The organism is Porphyromonas pogonae (assembly GCF_036320655.1).
In the GTDB taxonomy this organism is placed as follows: Bacteria; Bacteroidota; Bacteroidia; order Bacteroidales; family Porphyromonadaceae; genus Porphyromonas; species Porphyromonas pogonae.
The window spans coordinates 374,420-396,041 of record NZ_CP143258.1 but is presented as its reverse complement, the minus strand read 5'-3'; the positions used below and the strand labels follow the sequence as shown (position 1 = coordinate 396,041).

The following is a 21,622-nucleotide window of genomic DNA, read 5'->3' as shown; positions in this document are numbered from 1 at the left end:
CTCATATTACTGAGAAACACCGGGATAGTCCTCAGCGAGAAGCATGCGGGGTGTCGAAGAGAGTAAGCTTGGCATAAAATTTCTTGGTCGAAGGCTTAGAAGCTCCTACATCCTCCGATTGGTATTCACATTGGAGTATGGCTTCATTTTCATTGAGCCACTGCACTCCGGTACATCCCCACTGACCTGCATCATAGGTGAGCACAGGCAGTAACTTGCCCTGGTCATCCTTCTCCCATAGCTGTATGCCCGAGGGTATATAACCCGCTACGACATCTGAGCTAATGGAAAGGGCAAACTTACCTTGGGGACTGAAACAAGGCGGACCAAACATCTCATACGCTTCCCCTCCGTTTTTGTCGATGAGCATATACACCTCTCCCTCATCCCACAAAGAATGGATGAGATAATAACCCTGAGCTGTGTAGTAATGCTCGAAGACATCTCTGCGACCATCCGTATCATGCCCACGTGACATGGAAGTGACCCATTCGCCTGAAGCTAACTTGACTTCCAGCCCTTTGTCGGTACGTCTTACATCAGCATTCATACGGGGTTGGCTCAAGATAATTTTTTCAGCTCTTTCTGAAAGCTCAAAAACATTGTGATAGATCTTGCCCAGAGAGTCTATAAGCTTCTTATCCATGCCGCACCTCTCGGTAGATACACTGTCTTTGGAAGTGATGAGGTCGGCTTTGACATGGCCGGAAGTGAACTTGAGATGCAGTGACGGCAACTCATTTTGCAGGGTATCGATGGTAAGCTGAGACTGTATATCCCTGACTTCCATGCTGTCTATACTATCCCTGATAATTTGCGTTTTTGATTGTTTTATTCTATTGCAACCTATAAGGCTAAGAACAACAATAAAATAAAAAAAGCCATGCTTGAAAATATTATTCATACTATATGCGTTGTTTCTATATAATAAAAGCCAAAGCCCCACGATAGTTCATTTAAGGATAATATTTATAAATACGCCTTATAAAAGAACTTGCAAATGTTAAATGTTACATTGTGTAAATATATTTTATGGAAATATTCTTATATTTACACGATAATTTGGATAACTATTAATTCTACCAGGATAAATAGTAAAAAAAGTTATCCAAAACTGTAGTTTGATTACCCTATTAAAAAAATCTTATAGTTATGGCAAATTACAAATTAGTAGACTTGGAAGGGATAGGTCCTCAGATAGCCGCCAAGTTCGAGAAGATCGACATCCGCAGAACAGACCAGCTACTCAAAGCTTGCGCCAAGAAATCAGGACGCAAACATGTGGCAGAACAAACAGGTCTTACGCCGGAAAAGGTGTTGAAATACGCCAATATGGCTGACTTATACCGCATCAAAGGTGTAGGTAGTGAATATTCTGAACTTCTTGAAGCAACAGGCGTAGATACTGTGGCCGAACTTGCAACCCGTAACCCCGAGAATCTTACCACGGCCTTAGTAGAAACTAATGAAAAAAAGAAACTCGTGCGTCGCATTCCTGTTATAAAAATGGTAAGGAAATGGGTAGCCCAAGCTAAAGAACTTCCAAGAATATTGGAATACTAAAGACTCTATTTTTTAGAGAAACTCTATAATACCGAAAGAGGTGCAGCAGTCCTGACGATTGCTGCACCTCTTTCCTTTTTTATGCAGGTAAGGTGATCAACATTCACTTCTAGAGACCGTTGCATAGCAGGCCAATTGCTTCGTTGCTTGCGAGATTCGCGCTTGGTCATTTACCTGAAGTAAACTCCCTGTGCACTCACTCTTATCGCCTTGCACTTTACCTTCTCTGCCCGGTCAAAGTGTCTTTTGTCGGCTTTCCCTCCAAAATCCAGGAGACTGTTGACTTTTGCAACAGTCTCTTCTATCCTCATCCCCCCCCTTTCGCTCATTCAGCTCAATAGCCAATCTTTTTTCACGCCCAATATTGAGCTCTCTATGAGGTTCTTTTATTATCTTCGTTTTTCATTAGACTGCGAAGATTGTTAACAGCTTTTTAAATCTAAATTATTAATCTATATGAAGCGTTTTTTCACTTTTTTCTTATCTGTTTGTGTGGGCGTGATACAGCCTTTGCTTGCCCAAAATGATGATACGGACAGACCTTGGCGATCTCCTGAAAGCTGCACCAGTGTAATGGTGGGCAAAAAAGCCTCTGTGGATGGTTCCGTGATGACTAGCCATACCTGCGATAGCTGGTACCGTACGTGGCTCACCATGAGACCTGCCAAAACCTACACCAAAGATACGGTGGAGGCAGTGTACGAAGGGCGTATGCACACGGAATACCCCGATGACCAAACCAAAATGACAGAGAAAGGGCGCATAAAACAAATACGCAGCACCTACAAATACCTCGACACCTCCTATCCTTGTCTCAATGAAAAACAACTCGGTATAGGCGAAACCACTATTGAGGGCAAAACGGAACTGATAAACCCCAAAGCTATGTTTATGATAGAAGAGCTACAGCGGATAGCGCTGGAAAGATGTTCTACCGCAAGACAAGCTATCAAACTCATAGGTGAGCTGATTGAGAAACACGGCTATGCTGACTATGGCGAGTGCCTCACCATAGCAGATCCCAAAGAGGTGTGGCAGATGGAGATATTCGGTGTGGGAAAGGACAAGATAGGTGGCGTATGGGCAGCCCGGAGAATACCTGATGATCACATCGGTGTATCGGCCAATATACCTCGTATAGGTAAGATACTCAAAGACCCTGAGTACTTCATGGCTTCGGCCAATGTGTCTGCAGCTGCCAAAGAACTAGGATTCTGGGATGGAAAAGAGCCGTTTGTTTTTTGGAAGGCTTATAGCAAAGACAAGAAGGCTTATATGATACGGGAATATTTTATCCTCAACTATTTTGCTCCGTCACTGGGACTCAAATTTGACGACAGGGAAGAGATGCCTTTCAGTGTAAAGCCCGACAAGCCTGTAGATGTCACTGATGTGATGGCTGTGCTGCGCCAAACTTATGAAGGTACTGAATATGACATGCTCAAGAACCTCAAAGTTGAGGTAAAAGACAAAAAGACCGAGAAAACAGATACCATAACCAGCCCGGCGGCAAACCCATGGATGACCACAGATATGGTGACTATGCTCAACGGCATCAAGAAAGATGTAGTGAAACGCCAGCGCACCATAGCAGTACCTCAATGTGCATATTCGACGGTGATACAGCTTCGCAGCTGGCTCCCCGATGCTATAGGCGGTGTGGTATGGTTTGCTTTTGACAATCCGGCACAGAGCCCGCGCATCCCCATCTTTGCAGGCAATACACAACTACCCAAAAGTTTCGAGGTGTGTGGCCAACATCGCTTCCGCACGGATGCAGCAGTGTGGAGTTTTCGCCGGGCCAATAAGCTGGCCTCAGTACGCTGGGGACGCAACAGAGCTAATATAGAAGAAGCGGTGAAGAGATTTACCGACAAAGGCGTGCGTGAGCTACCCTGGGTGGAAGCTGAGTATAAGAAGATACTCACGGCACACGGAGCAGAAGAGGCAACCAAGTTCCTCAACGAATACACAGCCGACTTTGCGGGAGCGGCCATGCTTCGCTGGCAAGAGATGGGAGATGAATACTGGTCAAAATACCAAATGGGTTTTTAGGCAAAGGAAATGAACTCAGACTTCGTTACAACAGGAGTGTGAAGCGCTATGCTCCGCACTCCTGTGACGGAGTAATTTCCCACAAAAAAGAACAAAAGCTTAGTTGAGACTGTTGCAAAAGTCAACTGTCTCATGGATCTTGGAGGCAAAGCCGACAAAAGACACTTTGACCGGGCAGAGAGGGTAAAGTGCAAGGCGCTAAGAGTGAGTGCACAGGGAGTTTACTTCAGGTAAATGACCAAGCACGAATGTCGCAAGCAACGAAGCAATTGGCCTGCTATGCAACGGTCTCTAGTTGTATACCACCCTTGTGAAAGAGAGGATACAACTTACCAAGATGCATAAGGCATCAATATCCCTTGAGAACTTTCTTGATATCGCTAAGTTTATTGAGCGCCTCAAGCGGTGTAAGATTATTGACATCGACTTGTAAGAGCATATCCCTGATCTGTGACAATACGGGATCATCAAGCTGAAAGAGACTCAACTGATAACCATCTACGGTTTTTTCCGTCTTCTTGGTCTTGATATGTTTTTGCTCTTTGAGGTTTTCAGGAGCTCCGATATGTTCTTGTTCGAGTTGTTTGAGTATTTCCGTAGCACGCTCCACAATGGACGGGGGCATACCGCCCAACTTGGCTACCTGAATACCGAAGCTGTGCGCACTGCCTCCCGGCTCCAGCTTACGAAGGAAAAGCATTTTACCCTCCACCTCACGCGCAGACACATTATAATTATGTACACGTGGGAGCTGACCCTCCATCTCGTTGAGCTCGTGATAATGGGTAGCAAAGAGTGTTTTGGCTTTGCCTCGCGGATTGTTGTGCAGATACTCCACAATAGCCCAGGCAATGGATATACCGTCATAGGTACTGGTGCCTCTGCCCAGCTCATCGAAAAGGACAAGACTTCGCGGTGTAAGGTTATTGAGAATATTGGAGGCTTCCTGCATCTCCACCATAAAGGTTGATTCGCCCCGTGAGATATTGTCCGAAGCTCCCACACGGGTAAAGATGCTATCGACTACACCGATGCGTGCGGATTCGGCAGGAACAAAACTGCCTATCTGCGCCAGCAGAGTGATAAGAGCTGTCTGGCGCAGGAGTGCTGACTTACCGCTCATGTTGGGACCGGTAATCATCATGATCTGCTGTTTGGTATCGTCGAGGTAAACATCATTGGGGATGTAAGGCTTGTCATGGGGTAACTGTTGCTCTATCACGGCATGACGTCCTTTCTTGATGTCTATGATCTTGGAATTGTCCACTACAGGACATACATATTTATTATGGCGTGCCACCTCGGCCAGAGCATAAATACAATCGAGTTCTGCCACAATGCGGGCATCAAGCTGTATATTTTGTATCTCACAAGCCAGTGCTCCGATGAGATCAAAGAATATCCGGCTTTCGATAGCAGCTATGCGCTCCTCAGCTCCCAGTATCTTCTCTTCATAATGCTTGAGCTCTTCGGTGATGTACCTCTCGGCATTGACCAGTGTTTGCTTACGTATCCACTCGGGCGGGACTTTGTCTTTGTGAGTATTGCGTACTTCGATATAGTAACCGAATACATTATTGAACGCTATCTTGAGACTGGTAATACCCGTGCGCTCGCTCTCACGCTGCTGCATCGCAAGCAGGTAATCTTTGCCGTGAGCAGAAAGATTGCGTAGCTCGTCCAGCTCTGTATCTACCTCGGACATCACTACAGGGCCGCGCCCCAAAGCAATAGGGGCGTCGGGTTGTATTTCTCGCATGATGCGGTCACGTATATCTGTACACAGCTTGATCTGCTTTCCCAGACGATGCACTTCCGGCTCATCGGCCTCCATACACAAACGATGCACGGGCTCGAGTGCCTGCAAAGCAAATCTCAACTGCACCACTTCCCGCGGACTGATCCTACCTACGGCAGCCTTGGAAACCAATCGCTCCATATCACCGATCTCACAGAGATGCTCATGAAGCTGCTCCCTCACCTCAGGGTGTTTGAAAAGGTACTCCACCATGAGTTGTCTGTGGCGTATTGCTTTGTCATCGGTGAGTGGGAATACAATCCACTTGCGCAATAAGCGCCCTCCCATTGGGGTCACCGTGTGATCCAATATATCCAATAGGCTTTTACCGTTATCGTCGCTCATGGTGTGGATAAGCTCCAGGCTTCTCAGCGTGAACTTATCGAGACGCACATAACCTGTATTATCAATGCGACTTAGAGTAGAGATGTGTTTTATCTCAAGATGATTGGTAAGTTTGAGGTAGTTGAGTATGGCTCCTGCCGCTGTGTATGCTGGTACCATATCTTCGATACCAAACCCTTTGAGACTCTGCACACCGAAATGAGCCAACAACATATCCCTATTATTATCGGCGGAGAAATACCAGTCCTCCAACTCGAAAATAAAAGCTTTGGTATGAAAGAATGTATCAAAAAGGGCACGTTGATTCCGCTCTATTAAAATTTCTTTGGGCTGGTAATTGGTAAGTAGTTTATCGATGTAATCGCGAGAACCTTCGGTGCACAAAAACTCACCGGTGGATATGTCCAGAAGTGCCAAACCGCAACAATTATTTTTGAGCTGCTTGAGGGCTGCAAGGTAATTGTTTTCTTTATTTTCGAGCACATTATCTCCCATAACCACTCCGGGCGTTACCAACTCGGTAATACCTCGCTTGACTAACTTCTTGGTTTGCTTCGGGTCTTCGAGTTGATCACAGATAGCTACACGCTTGCCTGCTCTCACAAGCTTGGGTAGGTAGGTGTCCAGCGCATGATGCGGAAAACCTGCCAGCTCAACAAACTGCGCAGCCCCGTTGGCACGCTTAGTGAGGGTAATTCCCAAGATCTCTGAAGCTATAATAGCATCGTCGGAAAAAGTCTCATAGAAGTCACCCACTCTAAACAACAACACCGCATCTGGATGTTTCTCCTTGATCTGGAGATATTGTTTCATCAGAGGAGTTTCAGCTACTTTCTTAGCCATATATATTATATTGAATAAGTATACCCCGGTGGGCGTTCTTTTTCTATTCTTTTACAGTTTTGGATACGTATCGTGAAGCCATAAGCCTCAACGCTCCCATATAATCAACACTAAAGGTAAGCAAATCTCCCACATTATAGTGCCCCTTATTTTCACCCAAATCCACAACAAGCATGTCACTACTCACTCCCAATATTTTCACGGTATCGTCGTTGGGTTTGATGTGTGCTATATCCACATCTAACAGCCCCACATCCACTAATGCGCGGTTGGAGGAGACGCCTCTGAGTGATTCATCAATCTCTTTGCGATGTCCCTGCATATTATTTCCCATATCACCATAGGGAAGCATCGGCTTCATACTCACTTCGAGTATCTGGGCTTCCAAGGTAAAAATATCGTACTTCATGCCTTGAAGTAAGGTGGAATTATACACATCGGTACCAAAGAAAAGCGTTTCGCCTATTCTGAAATGATTAATACCAAGAGGTAGTTCGCCTTCTATAAGCAGAGGTATTGTCACAGATGCGCCACCGGAAAGATAGGGAAGTTTGATATCGAATTTCTCTTCCAACATCTCCTTGTGTCTTACAAGTTGTCCCAACTTTCGTGAATCGGGCAATACGCCATTGAGACAGGTAAGGTTTGCTCCCAAACCTATGATATCAATATTGGGTAAAAGGAGAGCTTTCTCAAAGAATGTGCCGATGCGATGTCCCATCACTCCTTCGCGCAACTCGCCCAACTCAACCATGATCAGGACTTCGTGTCTTTTGCCCTGTCTTACGGCTTCGTCAGAAAGCATGCTCAGTGTTTTGATAGAACTATTGAGGCTTACATCCGCATAGCGTATCACGGATTTGATGTTGTTCTTGGCAGGAGGTTTGATCAGATAAGTGCGGGCATCCGGCACCATCTCTTTTATGGTTTTGAGATTGAGAATACGTGCATCACAAAACTGTTTAATGCCCAGTCTTATTACTTCCTGCAAATAGATTTTATTCCCACAGAGCATTTTGGAAACAACGCTCCATTGTACGCCTGCATCATCGAAGAGGCGGTTGAGTTTCTTATAATTATACTCAAGTTTCTTGCGGTCTAATATGATTGATGCCATACGTACGATTACTTGGTATAGCGCATAGACAAATACTTCGAAGTAAAGCCAAACTTTTCGTACAATCTGCGAGCCGGATTGTGGGGTTCACAGTGAAGGGCAATGCCATCTTCACAGCGCTCTATCACTTCTTTCATCAAAGCTGACCCTATGCCTTTGCCTCTCAGGGTAGCATCTGTGGCTATATATACCAGTAGGTTGGCAGGAACATAGCTTTTCATTCCCGTTACATTGATCACCACGGCTCCTATAATGTCTCCAGGATCAGTATCACTGCCTTTGCGCGCCACCAGTACAAATCCTCCACGGCACGACAAAGCGTGATCTATTGCCATAGCAATATCTTCAGCAGGGTCTCCAAACTCTCCCAACTCGCGGAATAAGAAGTCTGTAATCTGTTTATGGATGAAAGGTTCCGGTAATGAATCTTGATGATAAGCTATAGTATGATAGTGCATAAATAAATAGATTAGGCTTGCCTTAGATCCCGGCGATCCGTTAGTATCGAAAATACGTCATAAGCCGTTCATTCTTAGAATCAAGACAAGTATTAGCATTAGTGGCTTATGCAAACGCTCTATCACAAATATACTGAAAAATTATGAAATTGATACATTTTTATTTGATACAATGCACAGAAAATCAACGTTCAACAAGAAATATCTTATCTCCATGACGTCATTCCTTTATTTATAATACGAGGCTGCACCTCAATTCAGGCACAGCCTCGGTATGTCAAACATTGCTGTCAGAAACTCCTATGGTCAGATTTCTTCAGGTGTTTCATCTAAAGTATCCGTTTGCCCTTTTTTACTCAGACTATATTTGAGCTTTTTCACTTCTTTCACCACTTGGGGCGAGAGGAATATAAGAGCGATAACGTTGGGCGTTACTATGAATAAGTTAAAGGTATCTGATATTTCCCACAGAAGAGTCACATGCGTCATGGAAGCCAACAGGATTAGTCCTAAAACGAGTATATTATACGGCCACACCCCTTTCTCCCCGAAAAGGTAGCGTACATTCTGCACTCCGAAAAAATAACAACCTATAATAGTACTGAAGGCAAAGAGAAAGAGCGCTACTGCAATAAAGATATTACCCATATTACCGAAATAGGAATTGAAGGCATGTTGCGACACAGCCACACCTGCAGCCTCGGGATGACTCTCCAGCACTCCTGACAGTAGTATCACAAGAGCAGTGAAAGTACAGATAAGCAAATCCACAGCGATACCGATAAGAGCAACAAGACCTTGATCATAAGGGTTCTTTACTTTGGCTATAGCATGAGCATGGGGAGTAGAGCCTAAGCCCGCTTCATTACTGGTAAGACCACGGTTTACGCCGTACCGTATTGTAGTAATAAGGGTGATACCGATAACTCCCCCTGTCGAAGCTCGAGGTGTGAATGCATAATAAAAGATATCGCTTATCACTCCGGGCAACAGCTTAATGTGCGCTCCGATAAAAATAAGACAACCGATAATAAAGATAGAGGCCATAAAAGGCACTATACGCTCTGCAATGGAAGCAATACGGCTAATACCTCCGGTAAGCACCGATCCCACTATGATAGCAAGAAAGATACCTACATAAATTTTGAGATTGGGCAAAGGCATCACATTATACACTGCGTCCGTAATAGAATTGGACTGTAACATGATGGCGATCATACCCAAAGCAATAATGAAGAATACTGAGAATATCCCCGCCAATAGTTTTGACTTCATACCATTGCGCATATAATATGCGGGGCCTCCCAAAATATGTCCCTCTTTCTGCGTCTTGTAAAGCTGTCCCAGTACCGCCTCGGCAAAGTTGGTAGACATGCCTATGATAGCGCTCACCCACATCCAGAAGAGAGCACCCGGCCCTCCCGCCACAAGAGCGGTGGAAACACCTACAATATTACCTGTTCCCACCTGAGATGCTATAGCAGTGGTAAGAGCCTGGAACGGAGTCATACCATCACTGTCCGATGCTTTCTCATTCTTTTTATTACGTCGTATCAGAGAGACAATAGCGTGTTTGAGATACCGCTGAATAAATCCTAAACGGATAGTGTAATAAATCCCTGTACAAAGGAGAAGGGTCGATAATACAGGCCCGATAAAGTTTTGATTGATTGAGCTCACAAAGCTCAAAAGTTCATGCTGAGTCATAATGATAAATGTGTGAGTAAAATAAAAAATCCCCAAAATGAGGTATTTTAGCAATATATGAAAAAATACACTTTGAAGAATATCTTATAAATAAATAATTGTTATAAACCGAATACGACGCATTACACAAAATGTTACGACCATGCTCTGGCCAAGATGCGCCGACATGAGAGTTGTTCCCAGCGATATAAATAGGTATAAGCAATGGAAAATCTTTAGATCAAAGGTCTTCACTTGTTTCTCTCAATCATGGAGGTCGAGAACAGACCTTAACACAAATACACATAAACATTACTCTTACAAAAAGGAGTAAAAAAGCGCAGCGTGAACTACGCTTTTTTACTTTTTTAAAGTTTTTAATTAAAGTTTAAGTAAATGATAGAGCTTTTTCACATCGTCATTGAGCGGTATTTGAGAAAGAAGTTGGGAGAGTGTATCAGAAATCTCTCTCGGAGATAGGTTCGAATTGACTGGTTATTCTTTTTTACCTTCATTCTTGGAAGCCTTGATCTCTTCCTTGAGCATACGGCATTGCTTCATCACCTGAGGTGACAAATATATCAATGCAATAACGTTGGGGATTACCAAGAAGAAATTAAAAGTATCCGCCAACTCCCATATAAGATTTACATGCACCATGGAAGCCAATAAGATGAGCATCATAATGAGTATCCTGTAAGGCCACACCCCTTTCTCGCCAAAAAGATAACGTACATTTTGAGCTGCAAAAAAATACCACCCCACAATGGTGCTGAGAGCAAAGAAAAACAAAGCAACGGCGATGAATATATTACCCGCATTGCCAAACGTAGAGTCAAAAGCCAACTGCGGCACCCTCACTCCCTGAGCTTCAGGATTTGTTTCCAATACACCCGACATCAGGATCACCAAAGCAGTAAGCGTACATACCAGCAAGTCTACCCCTATACCGATAAGAGCTATGAGCCCCTGATCATAAGGGTTCTTCACCTTCGCTATAGCATGAGCATGAGGGGTAGAGCCCAGTCCGGCCTCATTACTAAAAAGCCCTCGGCTCACTCCGTAGCGTATAGTAGTCATCACCGTTATACCCATAGCTCCGCCCACCGATGCTTTAGGCGAAAAAGCGTAATGAAAGATATCCGCCAAGATTCCCGGCAATACCGATATACGGGTACAGATGAATATAATACTTCCAAAAATAAAGATGGAGGCCATCAGAGGCACTACTTTTTCCGCAAAGGAAGCAATACGCGTAATGCCTCCTGCAAGCACCAATCCCACAATCACCGTAAGCCCGATGCCGATGTAAAGCTTGTCCACCGCCGGGGGAATTATGTTGGACACAGCATCCACAATAGAATTGGCCTGCACCATGATACCCGTCATCCCCAACGCAAGGATGAAAAACACTGAAAATATGCCGGCCAGTATCTTGGAGTTCATGCCATGACGGATATAGTAGGCAGGGCCTCCCACGATGTGTCCCTCCTTTTGTGTTTTGTAAAGTTGCCCCAGCACAGCTTCGGCAAAGTTGGTAGACATCCCCACTATGGCACTCATCCATAGCCAGAACAAAGCTCCCGGCCCACCGGCTATGAGTGCTGTGGACACTCCCACAATGTTACCGGTTCCTACCTGTGAGGCTATAGCAGTAGAAAGCGCCTGAAAAGGGCTCATACCTTCTTCCTTGGAGGCTTTGCCGTTTTTACCGCTACGCCGGAATAAAATCCTGATGGCGTCATTGAAATACCGCTGGATGAAACCCAACCGAACTGTGAAATAAAGGCCCGTTCCAAGAAGTAGCACGGATAGTACAGGGCCAATAAAATTCTGATTGACCGAGCTTACTAAGCTCAAAAGATCATTTTGATTCATGTGATATAGATTTTGAGTAAAAATAAAAATCAGGTCTTGGATTGCCAAGGTAGAAATTTTCCGGAAAAAAATAAGCATTTTGACAATGATACATCCACAATTGAGTATTATTTTCACGAAAAAACCCTACTTCTTATCACATCGGTTCATATTTACAGCATACACGATACATTTAGTAAATAATCTCATAAACTATATTTTAGTCACCAAAGTGCGCTTATTGCGTGTTTATCGTGTAAAATCACACAATAAAAACAAACCCATCAGAGCTATTATATCAAGGAATTAAGTACCTTTGTAGCCGAACAATAGAGTGTTAAGAAAAAAGAATAAAGATTTTATGCTGAATCCAGTAAGTAAGACGATCACACTGGCAGATGGTAGAACGATCACCATCGAAACAGGCAAATTGGCAAAACAAGCCGATGGAGCCGTTACCATTACAATGGGCAAAACAGTATTATTGGCCACTGTATGTGCAGCCAAAGACGCCAATCCCGGTGTCGATTTTATGCCCCTCCAAGTTGAATACAAAGAAAAATTTTCGGCGATAGGCCGTTTCCCCGGAGGCTTCACTCGTCGCGAAGGTAAAGCGTCGGATTATGAAATCCTCACTTGCCGTTTAGTCGACAGAGCCTTACGTCCTCTCTTTCCGGACGACTATCATGCCGAAGTTTTTGTAAACGTTATATTATTCTCTTCTGATGGCATAGACATGCCGGATGCCTTGGCAGGACTCGCAGCATCAGCTGCTCTTGCCGTTTCCGATATTCCTTTCAACGGACCTATCAGTGAGGTGCGTGTAGCCCGTGTGGGTGGTGAGTTTATCATCAACCCTACCTTCGAGCAGCTTGCTCAAGCCGACATCGACATGATGGTAGGCGCTACCATGGACAATATCATGATGGTAGAGGGCGAGATGGAAGAAGTACAAGAGAGCGAAATGCTCGAAGCCATCAAGGTAGCTCACGAAGCTATCAAAGTACAGTGCCAAGCTCAGCTCGAACTCTCAGAAGCTGTAGGTAAGCTTACAAAGCGTACATACTGCCACGAAGAAAACGATGAAGACCTGCGCAAAGATGTACACGACAAGTGCTACGCCAAAGCCTATGCAGTGGCTACTTCAGGAACAGACAAGCACGCACGTGCCGAAGCTTTCGAAGCCATTGTAGAGGAATATAAAACACAATACACCGAAGAAGAACTTGCCGAGAAAGAAGCACTCATAGCACGCTACTACCACGATGTGGAAAAAGAAGCTATGCGACGTGCCATCCTTGACGAAGGTAAGCGTCTCGACGGACGTAAGACTACCGAGATCCGCCCTATCTGGATCGAAACAGACTGCCTGCCCGGACCTCACGGCTCAGCCATCTTTACTCGTGGCGAAACGCAGTCTATCACCACCGTGACACTGGGAACCAAGAGCGATGAAAAACTGGTAGACGACGTGCTCAATTATGGCAAAGAGCGTTTCCTTCTTCACTATAACTTCCCTCCATTCTCTACCGGCGAAGCTCGCCCGCAACGCGGTGTGGGTCGTCGTGAGATCGGTCATGGCAATCTTGCCCACCGTGCCCTCAAAAGAATGATACCTGCCAACTACCCATACGTACTGCGTGTGATGTCAGATATCTTAGAGTCCAACGGATCTTCCTCTATGGCCACTGTGTGCGCAGGTACACTGGCGCTCATGGATGCAGGTGTACAGATGAAGAAGCCCGTATCGGGTATCGCCATGGGACTTATCTCAGAGAACCAAGGTAAGAACTACGCCATCCTCTCAGACATCCTAGGCGATGAGGATCACTTAGGCGATATGGACTTCAAGGTTACAGGTACCAAAGACGGTATCACCGCCACACAGATGGATATCAAGGTAGATGGCCTCAGCTATGAAATACTCGAGAATGCCCTCGCACAAGCTCGTGACGGTCGTATGCACATCCTGGGAAAGATCACCGATGCTATGCCGGCACCTCGCCCCGACTTCAAAGACCACGCTCCTCGTATCGAAACGCTCCGTATCGGTAAGGAATTCATCGGAGCTGTTATAGGCCCGGGAGGAAAGATTATCCAAGGTATACAAGAGAAGAGTGGCGCTACAGTCAATATCGAAGAGGTAGACGGCTTTGGCGTTATCGAGATCAGTGGTACCAACAAGGAAGCTATAGACACAGCTATGGGTATGATCAAAGGTATCGTAGTGATGCCCGAAGTAGGCGAAACATACCGCGGTAAGATTTCGTCCGTGATGCCTTACGGTTGCTTTGTAGAGTTCCTTCCCGGCAAAGACGGTTTGCTCCACATCTCTGAAGTAGACTGGAAGCGCTTTGAGAAGATCGAAGACACCGGCCTTACCGAAGGTCAGGAAATAGATGTGAAGCTTGTGGATGTAGACCCCAAAACTGGTAAGTTCAAGCTCTCTCGCAAAGCCCTTCTTCCCAAACCGGAAGGATACGTAGAGCCTGAGCGTCGCCCACGTCCCGATAGAGGAGACAGAGGTGAGCGCCGTGAACGTCCTGAGCGCCGCGAACGCCGTGACTACAATAATGATCAGCACAGAGACTAATCAGTAGCTGATTATCGCATCATAAAAACCGATAGGGGAAGTAACGGCTGCTGCCGTATACTTCCCCTATTGGTATTGTAGTAGATGGTATTTTTAACTTGTTCAACATATAACTCTTTAATATATATGAAAATATTTAATTAATATAATTGTATTTAAATACATGCAGGTAGAATATATTTATTAAATTTCATTATTATAATGAATTTGATAAAAAACAATCGTATTATAATTCTCTATTGTGAAAATCAAAAAACACATTACCTTTGCATTCGAATCTTAATAAATCTAAATTTAAATTATGAAAAAAATCTATTGTTCACATGTGTAGTAGTGTTATTTTTGACATCATGTTCCAAGAATGAATTATCAACCAAAGTGCAACAAGATGTTGAAAGAACTCAAATAACTAATAGTTTTTCTTTGAAAAAATATGATTTTTATAAAAAGAGTTTGTTAAATGCAATACCGAAAATTGAAAATGCATTAAATAAAGAGTCAAAAACCAAATCAGTAAATATTCAATCTGAAGCTAATGAGGATATTGAGATTATTTATAAAGAGGCATTATCAGATCTTATGGAAAATTCTAAAATCTATTTAATTAATTAAGGTTTAACTGAGAAAGATCTTAATCAGATTTTTGAAGGCAATGATGCTCATATGGTTTTTGGGAGCAATGTATATTTTCAATTATCATCATAATAATAACGTTACTAAACTTCGAGCTAATGTATTAGATTGTTTAGGTAGAGCTGTAGTAGGTTTAGAAGTTGCCGAAATTTTATCGATAAAAGCTTTATCAACAGTTGCAGCTAAGAGAATGGCATTACAAATTTTAAAATCAGCTACTATAAAAGCAGGGCTATGTTGGAACTGCTATAATGGCTGTAACATTTATGGACCGTATGATTGATTAATAGTATGGATAAACTTATCGGTGGTGTTGCTTTAATCCTATTTAGTATTTTTTATTATAAAATATTCCATAAAATTGAATTTAATGGTAGAAACTTGAAATATAAAAGAGAAAGACAATGGATGCGTAGGAGAGGTTATGGTTTTTTTGTTATCGGTTTGATTTGTCTTTTTTTCTATTTCAAATCAGTTTTCTTTAATTAGACAGAGGCGAGCGCCGTGAACGTCCTGAGCGCCGCGAACGCCGTGACTACAACAATGATCAGCACAGAGACTAATCAGTAGCTGATTATCGCATCATAAAACCGATAGGGGAAGTAACGGCTGCTGCCGTATACTTCCCCTATTTCTTTACCTCTATAATTGGATATCAACCTATTGAAGAAACTATAAGTTATTGAGCAAAAGAAGGACTATAACAATACTACAAGAAAAAACATCTAAGTGGCTAATATAATCTTATTACCAATAAGATACCTACAGATACACCTGAGTGCTACGATGATTTATAGTCTTACGTGGCGGTAGACTGACATCCTTTCTACATGCTCATAAAGCTCTATTTACCTTTTTATTCTTTTTGTTTTTTGGCAAACCTCTTACTCATGATGAACGTATCCAGCAAGAGATAACCCAGAAGTACGAGTAAAGGTGATATCAACATGATATTGCCTGAAAATTCGGGTTTCTTCAATGATGTGAATATTGTTTTGAAATCAATCATTGCAGGATAAAAAATAAAGGTGATACATACTCCCGCTATACCCAGTATCAATGATGTGATAAGCAGCCAAGGCAGTCTGCGCTCTTCCTTCTGCTTGCGTTTGTTTACATCTGCTTGCACGGCACGCATGATATCGAAGTTCGTCTTCATCGATACTTGCTCGCGGGGCAGTTGCTTGAACATCTGTTTTATATCTTGCTCTTTCATTATATGCTTGCTGTCATTAGTTCTTTCAATTTCTTTCTTAATCTAAACAACCGAACCTTGACATTTGATTCGGATAGGTTAGAGATATGAGCGATCTCCTTGACGTCCTTGTCTTCCTGATAAAACATCATGAGCATGTTGCGATCCAGTGGAGGTAGCTTATCCAGCGCCCGCTTCAAGTCCTCAAGTCGGTATTGCATCTCGGAGTCATCTTCATCTGCAAGGTCATCGCTTTCCAGAATAGTCTCGTTGAGCGGCAGTGCCATGAGTACACGTTTGTTTTTGCGTAGGCGGGTTACCGTTTCATTATAGGCTACCCGGTATATCCATGTGCCGAAAGAGCTGTCACCGTGAAACGACGATAGCTTGTTGTATACTTTGATGAATACCTCCTGTAAGAGATCCTCGGCATCCTCGGAGCAGTCAACCATACGGACAATCATATTGTAGAGAATGCCGCTGTAACGCTCTACAATAAACCGGAAGGCCTCTGTATTGCCCTCCAGTACCTGATATACGATGGTATTGTCTGCTAACTTTTCCATTTTGTTATTTAGACGCTATGGAATAAAATTGGTTACATCGTTGTAACCTTATTCTTAGAGTTGCGTCTAAATGGCAGATTATTAATTAAAAGTATAAAAAATATGGGTAGTTTGTTTGCTTCGGTAATAGTAGGAATCATTTTCTACTTTATCTATAAGATTTTTGAATTGTATGTTCGTCGTAACGAACGCATGCGTATGTTGGATCTGAGTAAGGACAATCCCAACTTACAAATATCCGCGGAGAACTTGTGGAAAAGTTACAAAACTTCGGATTTTAGTGCTACAAGTTCCAACAACAGGTGGATCCGCATCTCTGCTTTGCTTATGGGGGTTGGCTTAGGTGCTGTGGTAGGCTTTTGGCTGGTTATCTCCATACGTTCTTATTGGGTGGAATATGTAGGAGATAGATACCTTGACTCTGATATCATTGTATTGGCTTCTATGATACTTTTTGGAGGTCTTTCGCTCCTGATAAGCTGTCTGCTTATCAAAAATAAGGAGAAGTAGCAGTACTTACAGGTAATAATTGTATCGTACAGGATTTATAAATAGACACTTACAAAATCAATATGATTTTGTCACATAAACTGTTACGAAAGTTAGAGCAATTTTAGATCATACTATTTCCATTGATGAGATTTAATTTGTGATCACAAATAAATATTCTAAAAAATACAGGTAAAAACAGAATTATAAATTTAAAATAACATGAAAGGCTTTGGATTACTATTCAGACTTGCTCTGACATTTTACCTTGCAAGTACATTGAACCCTCTCTATGCACAACCTGTAACAGACAAAACAAAAGATACCAAACAATTACCGGTACTCAGAACAAATGAAAAGACACTTCGAGTGATTGTTGATGGGAAAGAACAAAAGAATGTTTGGGTTATTAACCCCACCATCCGTCCCGATATATTAAAGACTTCCGGAAAAAAAGTTATGTTCAGAAGTACAATAGACTCCATTACATTTGACATAGCCAAGGGAGAGCATTATGATTTTGTTGTGGTTACGAATAAAGGAGATTCTGCCATGACACAAATACAGTGGGTATCTGAAAACCCTTTGGAAGAACCTTCACAGGATATATTAAAACGCTCAGCCAACGGATTGATTTCCAAAAAGCAGGCATTGTTTGATATAGATGCATTGATTTATACCCTCAGTGAAGTTCATCCCAATATGTTTTCCATATGCACGCAGAGTGATTTCTTTCAGTCATTAGCCATGATGAAAGAGCAAATTCCTGATTCTATTACAACAGTGCAGCTATTCAAACTTGTAGCACCCTTGGTTACAAAGCTTGGCGATGGACATACCATGCTCCGCTTTCCTCACAATGATTATTTTACCCCTACTACACCTCGTTTACCATTATATGTCAGAGTTAAACCGGACTATACATTGCAGGTAGAAAGATGCGTCGACAACTTGATCCCTATCGACACAGAAATTCTCTCGATCAATGGCAAGAGCAGTAGAGAGATGATACAATCCATGATGGACTATGCCAGTGGAGAGCGTGATTTCTTTAAAATAGAGTGTATCAATGCTGATTTTTCGGCTTTGTTTGAAATGCTATACGCCTCCGAAAAATACGATATTGTTTACCGATTGAAAAACAGTAAAAAGAAAGCTGAAATAACCTTGCCGTCAGTCAAGATTGCTGAACTCAAAGCCTGCATACCCAGAAAGGCGGAAGCATATACTGAACAAGATTATTCTTTCAGATTGATGGAAAATAAAAATGCCGCCATCATGGACTTTAGAAGCTTTGATAACCCGGGAAAAATGAAAGTGTTTGCAGACTCTATGTTTGCAACTCTGCATGAAAAGGGTATCAAAAATCTCATCATTGATTTGCGCTATAATGATGGAGGTAATTCTGTCGTAGGGGATATTTTTCTTCGTTATATATCACCTAAACCGTTTAGACAAATGGGTAAGTCTTTGGTTCGTATTACACCCACCACCGGGCATTTGATAGGGAGTAATTCAACCACTCCCGGGTGGTATTTCTATAATTCCGAAACAAGTAATAAACTTATCCAACCTCTTACTAACAAGGACGGTCATTATGAAGGTCATATTTATCTACTGATAAGTCATCAGACCTTTTCTTCCGCCAGTTCTTTTGCTTGGGCTTTCAAGCATTTTGGTATGGGTACTGTGATAGGGGAGGAATCAGGAGGAATGAATGTAAGTTTTGGAGACTTGCTTTCTTACCATTTACCAGTGTCAAACTTGCATTGCACGATTTCTTTTAAGCGATTTTGGCTGTATGGAGCAAACGAGAAAAACATACATGGAACATTACCTGATCATGAAGTAGATCAAGCAAAAGCCTTGGAAGTAGCGCTTAAACTAATTAAATCAAAGAAATAGCTATGTACATCACTTTGTGAGATTACGATATAAATAATAAGAGACTGTTGCAAAAGTCAACAGTCTCTAAAAAACAATAGGGGCACTAAAAGCGTATTTCCTTTTTTATAATGAGGCACTAAAACAATTAATAATCAAATAATTGAAGCAGATTCATCATAATGTAAATTACAAAGAATGAAAAATTACAACCCTAAAGCCAACAAATATCAAAAAGGTAACCAAACGGGGTAAAACACAAACAGAATGTCAAAACAGAAAATACATGGAGAGGACTTGACAAAGGGGGGTGCCGTGTTGTATATTTGCAGGAATGATACACATCCGTTATAACTGCATTAAACTGAACACACATCCGATGAATAATACAAAATCCCTCCTCATATACTTCACTCACAGAGCACTCAATGCCGGGCTTTATTCACACTATAACGAAAGCTCTTATTACTGTAAACCAAACAGAAATAACTTGAAACCATCTATGCAGATTATAAGACGCTATCTACATGCAGGATGCACATACACGCATCATGCCAAGGATTAAGATCCATATTCGGAATGGTGCTATTTCTTACTTTCGCCTGTATCCATCTCATATCTATAACACACTGTAAAAACAGTGCTCCTCTACCGATTTTTCATTCGGCATTCACAAAATCTCCCATCATATTACAGTTAAAACACGGCAATATTTTAGTTAAAACGTCTCCGTGTTTTAGTTAAAATGTTTTGATACTTTAGTTAAAACACAGAAACATTACAGTTAAGACACGATCATGTCTCAACTATAATGTTTCTTGCATTTTATCACCTTTGTAAACTGAAATTAATAACATCATTTCAATCATTATTCGTATAAAAATACCCGCTATCAACACACTCAAAAAAATATTTTACACAAAAAATGAATCCGAAAATAATTTAGTAGCCACAGCCTTATCACGTTACAAAACCCATATTTCACCCATAAACAACTATCAAAATATCATTTTGCCGGTTATAAATCAATTAATAGAACATTTTGATAAAAAAACCTACAGATCAAGGTCGATTCTCAACGACATGTATAGGATATAACAATATATAGATGATGCAACTAACTTATATCAAGAATGCTTTGATTATCTTTGAGATATAATTGGGAAAGAAATACACATTATCACTCCATGAGACAAGGCAAAATTATAGTAGTGGACGACAATCAATCGGTGAGAACAGCCGTGAAGTTATTGCTCAACAACCGCTTTGAACAGATAGAGCTACTCTCTTCTCCGGTATCCTTGCTATCATCTATCAGAGAGATCAAACCCGATATTGTACTCCTGGATATGAACTTCCGTCAAGGTATCAACGATGGGAACGAAGGTTTGTATTGGCTGAGCGAAATAAAATCACATTATCCACAACTGCCTGTGGTGCTCTTTACTGCGTATGCCGATATAGAGCTGGCTGTAGAAGCTCTCAAGAGAGGAGCTACGGACTTTGTGGTGAAACCGTGGGACAATACTCGCCTGCTAAACACCCTGAAGTCGGCTATAGAGATGGCGTGGGAGGACAGAAAGAAAAATAAGGTTGCCCCAAAGAATAATGCCCCCGCCGAAATATTCATGGGCGAAAGCCCGGCGATGAAGAAACTCTTCAATATGGCAATGCGTGTAGCAGTGTCCGATGCCAACATACTCATTACGGGAGAAAACGGCACGGGCAAGGAAGTAGTGGCACGCTATATACATGAGCAAAGCCGACGCAAAGACTCTCAACTCGTCACCGTGGACATGGGAGCCATCACCGAAACCCTCTTTGAGAGCGAACTCTTCGGGCATGTCAAAGGAGCGTTCACCGATGCCAAAAGCGACAGGAAAGGAAAGTTTGAAGAAGCTCACGGCGGTACACTTTTTTTGGACGAAATAGGCAACTTGCCCCTTACCCTGCAAGCTAAGCTACTGGTAGCGCTACAAAGCAGACAGGTGCTGCGGGTAGGGAGCAATACAACTATCGCCATAGATATACGCCTCATCACGGCTACGAACAATAACCTGTACGAACTGACAACGCATGGAGCATTCCGTGAAGATCTCCTATATCGCATCAATACAATAGCACTGGAGGTACCGCCTCTGCGCAAGCGTGTGGAGGATATTGTGCCCATGGCACAATTCTTCTTGGACAAGTATGCGACTAAATACGAGCGGGAAGATCTGAAACTCTCCTCAGCTGCCAAAGAAGAACTCACAAGCTACCACTGGCCCGGCAATGTGAGGGAGTTGCAACATACGATAGAAAAAGCCGTAATACTCTGTACCGGCAATGAGATCGTGGCGGAAGATTTGATGCTACAGACAGATCCCGCCTACTACACCAAAGAAGACTCCGTGCCGGAGTGCTCTCTGGAAGAGATGGAATGCAGGATGATCAAGGCTTCTATAGAAAGAAACGAGGGTAACCTTTCGAAAGTATCGGCGGAACTGGGTATCACTCGCCCCACCCTATACAGCAAAATAAAAAAATACAATTTGTAA

At 42.7% G+C, this 21,622-nt stretch carries 18 protein-coding genes; 8 read left to right on the top strand and 10 right to left on the bottom strand.

Annotation, left to right across the window (positions count from 1 at the left end; genetic code table 11):
- Positions 1-31: 31 nt before the first annotated feature.
- On the bottom strand, positions 32-904 hold the full coding sequence (locus tag VYJ22_RS01645) for a hypothetical protein (protein WP_329904653.1): 873 nt from the start codon (positions 902-904) through the stop codon (positions 32-34).
- Between the two features lie 248 nt (positions 905-1,152).
- Here VYJ22_RS01645 and VYJ22_RS01640 point away from each other — a divergent pair, with 248 nt between their 5' ends.
- Complete coding sequence (locus VYJ22_RS01640) at positions 1,153-1,563, top strand: DUF4332 domain-containing protein (protein WP_329904651.1); 411 nt, start codon at positions 1,153-1,155, stop codon at positions 1,561-1,563.
- A 23-nt stretch (positions 1,564-1,586) separates the two neighbouring features.
- Here VYJ22_RS01640 and VYJ22_RS01635 read toward each other — a convergent pair whose 3' ends face one another.
- The gene (locus VYJ22_RS01635; RefSeq protein WP_329904649.1) at positions 1,587-1,733 is read right to left on the bottom strand and encodes a hypothetical protein; all 147 of its coding nucleotides are present in this window, start codon (positions 1,731-1,733) and stop codon (positions 1,587-1,589) included.
- A complete protein-coding gene (locus VYJ22_RS01630; RefSeq protein WP_329904648.1) occupies positions 1,734-1,892 on the bottom strand; it encodes a hypothetical protein in 159 nt (52 codons plus the stop codon).
- A 127-nt stretch (positions 1,893-2,019) separates the two neighbouring features.
- On the opposite strand from VYJ22_RS01630, the gene VYJ22_RS01625 reads away from it, so the two are divergent.
- A complete protein-coding gene (locus VYJ22_RS01625) occupies positions 2,020-3,618 on the top strand; it encodes a dipeptidase (RefSeq protein WP_329904647.1) in 1,599 nt (532 codons plus the stop codon).
- Positions 3,619-3,967: 349 nt separating this feature from the next.
- On the opposite strand, the gene mutS is transcribed toward VYJ22_RS01625, so the two are convergent.
- From mutS to VYJ22_RS01600, 5 genes are all read right to left on the bottom strand, one after another.
- Positions 3,968-6,604 carry a DNA mismatch repair protein MutS gene (gene mutS / locus VYJ22_RS01620; protein ID WP_329904646.1) on the bottom strand — a complete coding sequence of 879 codons (2,637 nt, stop codon included), beginning with the start codon at positions 6,602-6,604 and terminating at the stop codon, positions 3,968-3,970.
- A 43-nt stretch (positions 6,605-6,647) separates the two neighbouring features.
- Complete coding sequence (locus VYJ22_RS01615; protein WP_329904645.1) at positions 6,648-7,721, bottom strand: alanine racemase; 1,074 nt, start codon at positions 7,719-7,721, stop codon at positions 6,648-6,650.
- A gap of 8 nt (positions 7,722-7,729) precedes the next feature.
- Complete coding sequence (locus tag VYJ22_RS01610; RefSeq protein ID WP_329904643.1) at positions 7,730-8,179, bottom strand: GNAT family N-acetyltransferase; 450 nt, start codon at positions 8,177-8,179, stop codon at positions 7,730-7,732.
- A 306-nt stretch (positions 8,180-8,485) separates the two neighbouring features.
- Positions 8,486-9,886, bottom strand: a complete 1,401-nt coding sequence (locus tag VYJ22_RS01605; protein ID WP_329904641.1) for an alanine/glycine:cation symporter family protein — start codon at positions 9,884-9,886, stop codon at positions 8,486-8,488.
- A 474-nt stretch (positions 9,887-10,360) separates the two neighbouring features.
- A complete protein-coding gene (locus tag VYJ22_RS01600) occupies positions 10,361-11,743 on the bottom strand; it encodes an alanine/glycine:cation symporter family protein (protein ID WP_329904640.1) in 1,383 nt (460 codons plus the stop codon).
- 340 nt (positions 11,744-12,083) lie between these two features.
- Between VYJ22_RS01600 and pnp the strand changes: the two genes are divergently transcribed.
- From pnp to VYJ22_RS01585, 3 genes are all read left to right on the top strand, one after another.
- A complete protein-coding gene (gene pnp, locus VYJ22_RS01595; RefSeq protein ID WP_329904638.1) occupies positions 12,084-14,315 on the top strand; it encodes a polyribonucleotide nucleotidyltransferase in 2,232 nt (743 codons plus the stop codon).
- A 378-nt stretch (positions 14,316-14,693) separates the two neighbouring features.
- Positions 14,694-14,927: a hypothetical protein gene (locus VYJ22_RS01590; RefSeq protein ID WP_329904637.1), complete on the top strand. Its 234-nt coding sequence runs from the start codon at positions 14,694-14,696 to the stop codon at positions 14,925-14,927.
- Positions 14,928-14,967: 40 nt separating this feature from the next.
- A complete protein-coding gene (locus VYJ22_RS01585) occupies positions 14,968-15,231 on the top strand; it encodes a hypothetical protein (protein WP_329904635.1) in 264 nt (87 codons plus the stop codon).
- A 573-nt stretch (positions 15,232-15,804) separates the two neighbouring features.
- On the opposite strand, the gene VYJ22_RS01580 is transcribed toward VYJ22_RS01585, so the two are convergent.
- Together VYJ22_RS01580 and VYJ22_RS01575 are read right to left on the bottom strand one after the other, a co-directional pair.
- Positions 15,805-16,164 carry a hypothetical protein gene (locus tag VYJ22_RS01580; RefSeq protein ID WP_329904633.1) on the bottom strand — a complete coding sequence of 120 codons (360 nt, stop codon included), beginning with the start codon at positions 16,162-16,164 and terminating at the stop codon, positions 15,805-15,807.
- Complete coding sequence (locus VYJ22_RS01575; protein WP_329904631.1) at positions 16,164-16,709, bottom strand: RNA polymerase sigma factor; 546 nt, start codon at positions 16,707-16,709, stop codon at positions 16,164-16,166. Before VYJ22_RS01575 ends, VYJ22_RS01580 begins: the two co-directional genes overlap by 1 nt.
- A gap of 102 nt (positions 16,710-16,811) precedes the next feature.
- Here VYJ22_RS01575 and VYJ22_RS01570 point away from each other — a divergent pair, with 102 nt between their 5' ends.
- From VYJ22_RS01570 to VYJ22_RS01560, 3 genes are all read left to right on the top strand, one after another.
- Positions 16,812-17,219 (top strand): hypothetical protein, encoded by a 408-nt coding sequence (locus tag VYJ22_RS01570; protein ID WP_329904630.1) that lies wholly within the window; start codon positions 16,812-16,814, stop codon positions 17,217-17,219.
- A 201-nt stretch (positions 17,220-17,420) separates the two neighbouring features.
- A complete protein-coding gene (locus VYJ22_RS01565; RefSeq protein ID WP_329904629.1) occupies positions 17,421-19,103 on the top strand; it encodes a S41 family peptidase in 1,683 nt (560 codons plus the stop codon).
- Positions 19,104-20,269: 1,166 nt separating this feature from the next.
- Positions 20,270-21,622: a sigma-54-dependent transcriptional regulator gene (locus VYJ22_RS01560; RefSeq protein ID WP_329904628.1), complete on the top strand. Its 1,353-nt coding sequence runs from the start codon at positions 20,270-20,272 to the stop codon at positions 21,620-21,622.

What these genes read in the sequence shown, in the direction of transcription:
- VYJ22_RS01645 (WP_329904653.1), bottom strand. Translation starts at nt 904, where the DNA reads ATGAATAATATTTTCAAGCATGGCTTTTTTTATTTTATTGTTGTTCTT.
- VYJ22_RS01640 (WP_329904651.1), top strand. Translation starts at nt 1,153, where the DNA reads ATGGCAAATTACAAATTAGTAGACTTGGAAGGGATAGGTCCTCAGATA.
- VYJ22_RS01635 (WP_329904649.1), bottom strand. Translation starts at nt 1,733, where the DNA reads ATGACCAAGCGCGAATCTCGCAAGCAACGAAGCAATTGGCCTGCTATG.
- VYJ22_RS01630 (WP_329904648.1), bottom strand. Translation starts at nt 1,892, where the DNA reads ATGAGCGAAAGGGGGGGGATGAGGATAGAAGAGACTGTTGCAAAAGTC.
- VYJ22_RS01625 (WP_329904647.1), top strand. Translation starts at nt 2,020, where the DNA reads ATGAAGCGTTTTTTCACTTTTTTCTTATCTGTTTGTGTGGGCGTGATA.
- mutS (WP_329904646.1), bottom strand. Translation starts at nt 6,604, where the DNA reads ATGGCTAAGAAAGTAGCTGAAACTCCTCTGATGAAACAATATCTCCAG.
- VYJ22_RS01615 (WP_329904645.1), bottom strand. Translation starts at nt 7,721, where the DNA reads ATGGCATCAATCATATTAGACCGCAAGAAACTTGAGTATAATTATAAG.
- VYJ22_RS01610 (WP_329904643.1), bottom strand. Translation starts at nt 8,179, where the DNA reads ATGCACTATCATACTATAGCTTATCATCAAGATTCATTACCGGAACCT.
- VYJ22_RS01605 (WP_329904641.1), bottom strand. Translation starts at nt 9,886, where the DNA reads ATGACTCAGCATGAACTTTTGAGCTTTGTGAGCTCAATCAATCAAAAC.
- VYJ22_RS01600 (WP_329904640.1), bottom strand. Translation starts at nt 11,743, where the DNA reads ATGAATCAAAATGATCTTTTGAGCTTAGTAAGCTCGGTCAATCAGAAT.
- pnp (WP_329904638.1), top strand. Translation starts at nt 12,084, where the DNA reads ATGCTGAATCCAGTAAGTAAGACGATCACACTGGCAGATGGTAGAACG.
- VYJ22_RS01585 (WP_329904635.1), top strand. Translation starts at nt 14,968, where the DNA reads ATGATGCTCATATGGTTTTTGGGAGCAATGTATATTTTCAATTATCAT.
- VYJ22_RS01580 (WP_329904633.1), bottom strand. Translation starts at nt 16,164, where the DNA reads ATGAAAGAGCAAGATATAAAACAGATGTTCAAGCAACTGCCCCGCGAG.
- VYJ22_RS01575 (WP_329904631.1), bottom strand. Translation starts at nt 16,709, where the DNA reads ATGGAAAAGTTAGCAGACAATACCATCGTATATCAGGTACTGGAGGGC.
- VYJ22_RS01570 (WP_329904630.1), top strand. Translation starts at nt 16,812, where the DNA reads ATGGGTAGTTTGTTTGCTTCGGTAATAGTAGGAATCATTTTCTACTTT.
- VYJ22_RS01565 (WP_329904629.1), top strand. Translation starts at nt 17,421, where the DNA reads ATGAAAGGCTTTGGATTACTATTCAGACTTGCTCTGACATTTTACCTT.
- VYJ22_RS01560 (WP_329904628.1), top strand. Translation starts at nt 20,270, where the DNA reads ATGAGACAAGGCAAAATTATAGTAGTGGACGACAATCAATCGGTGAGA.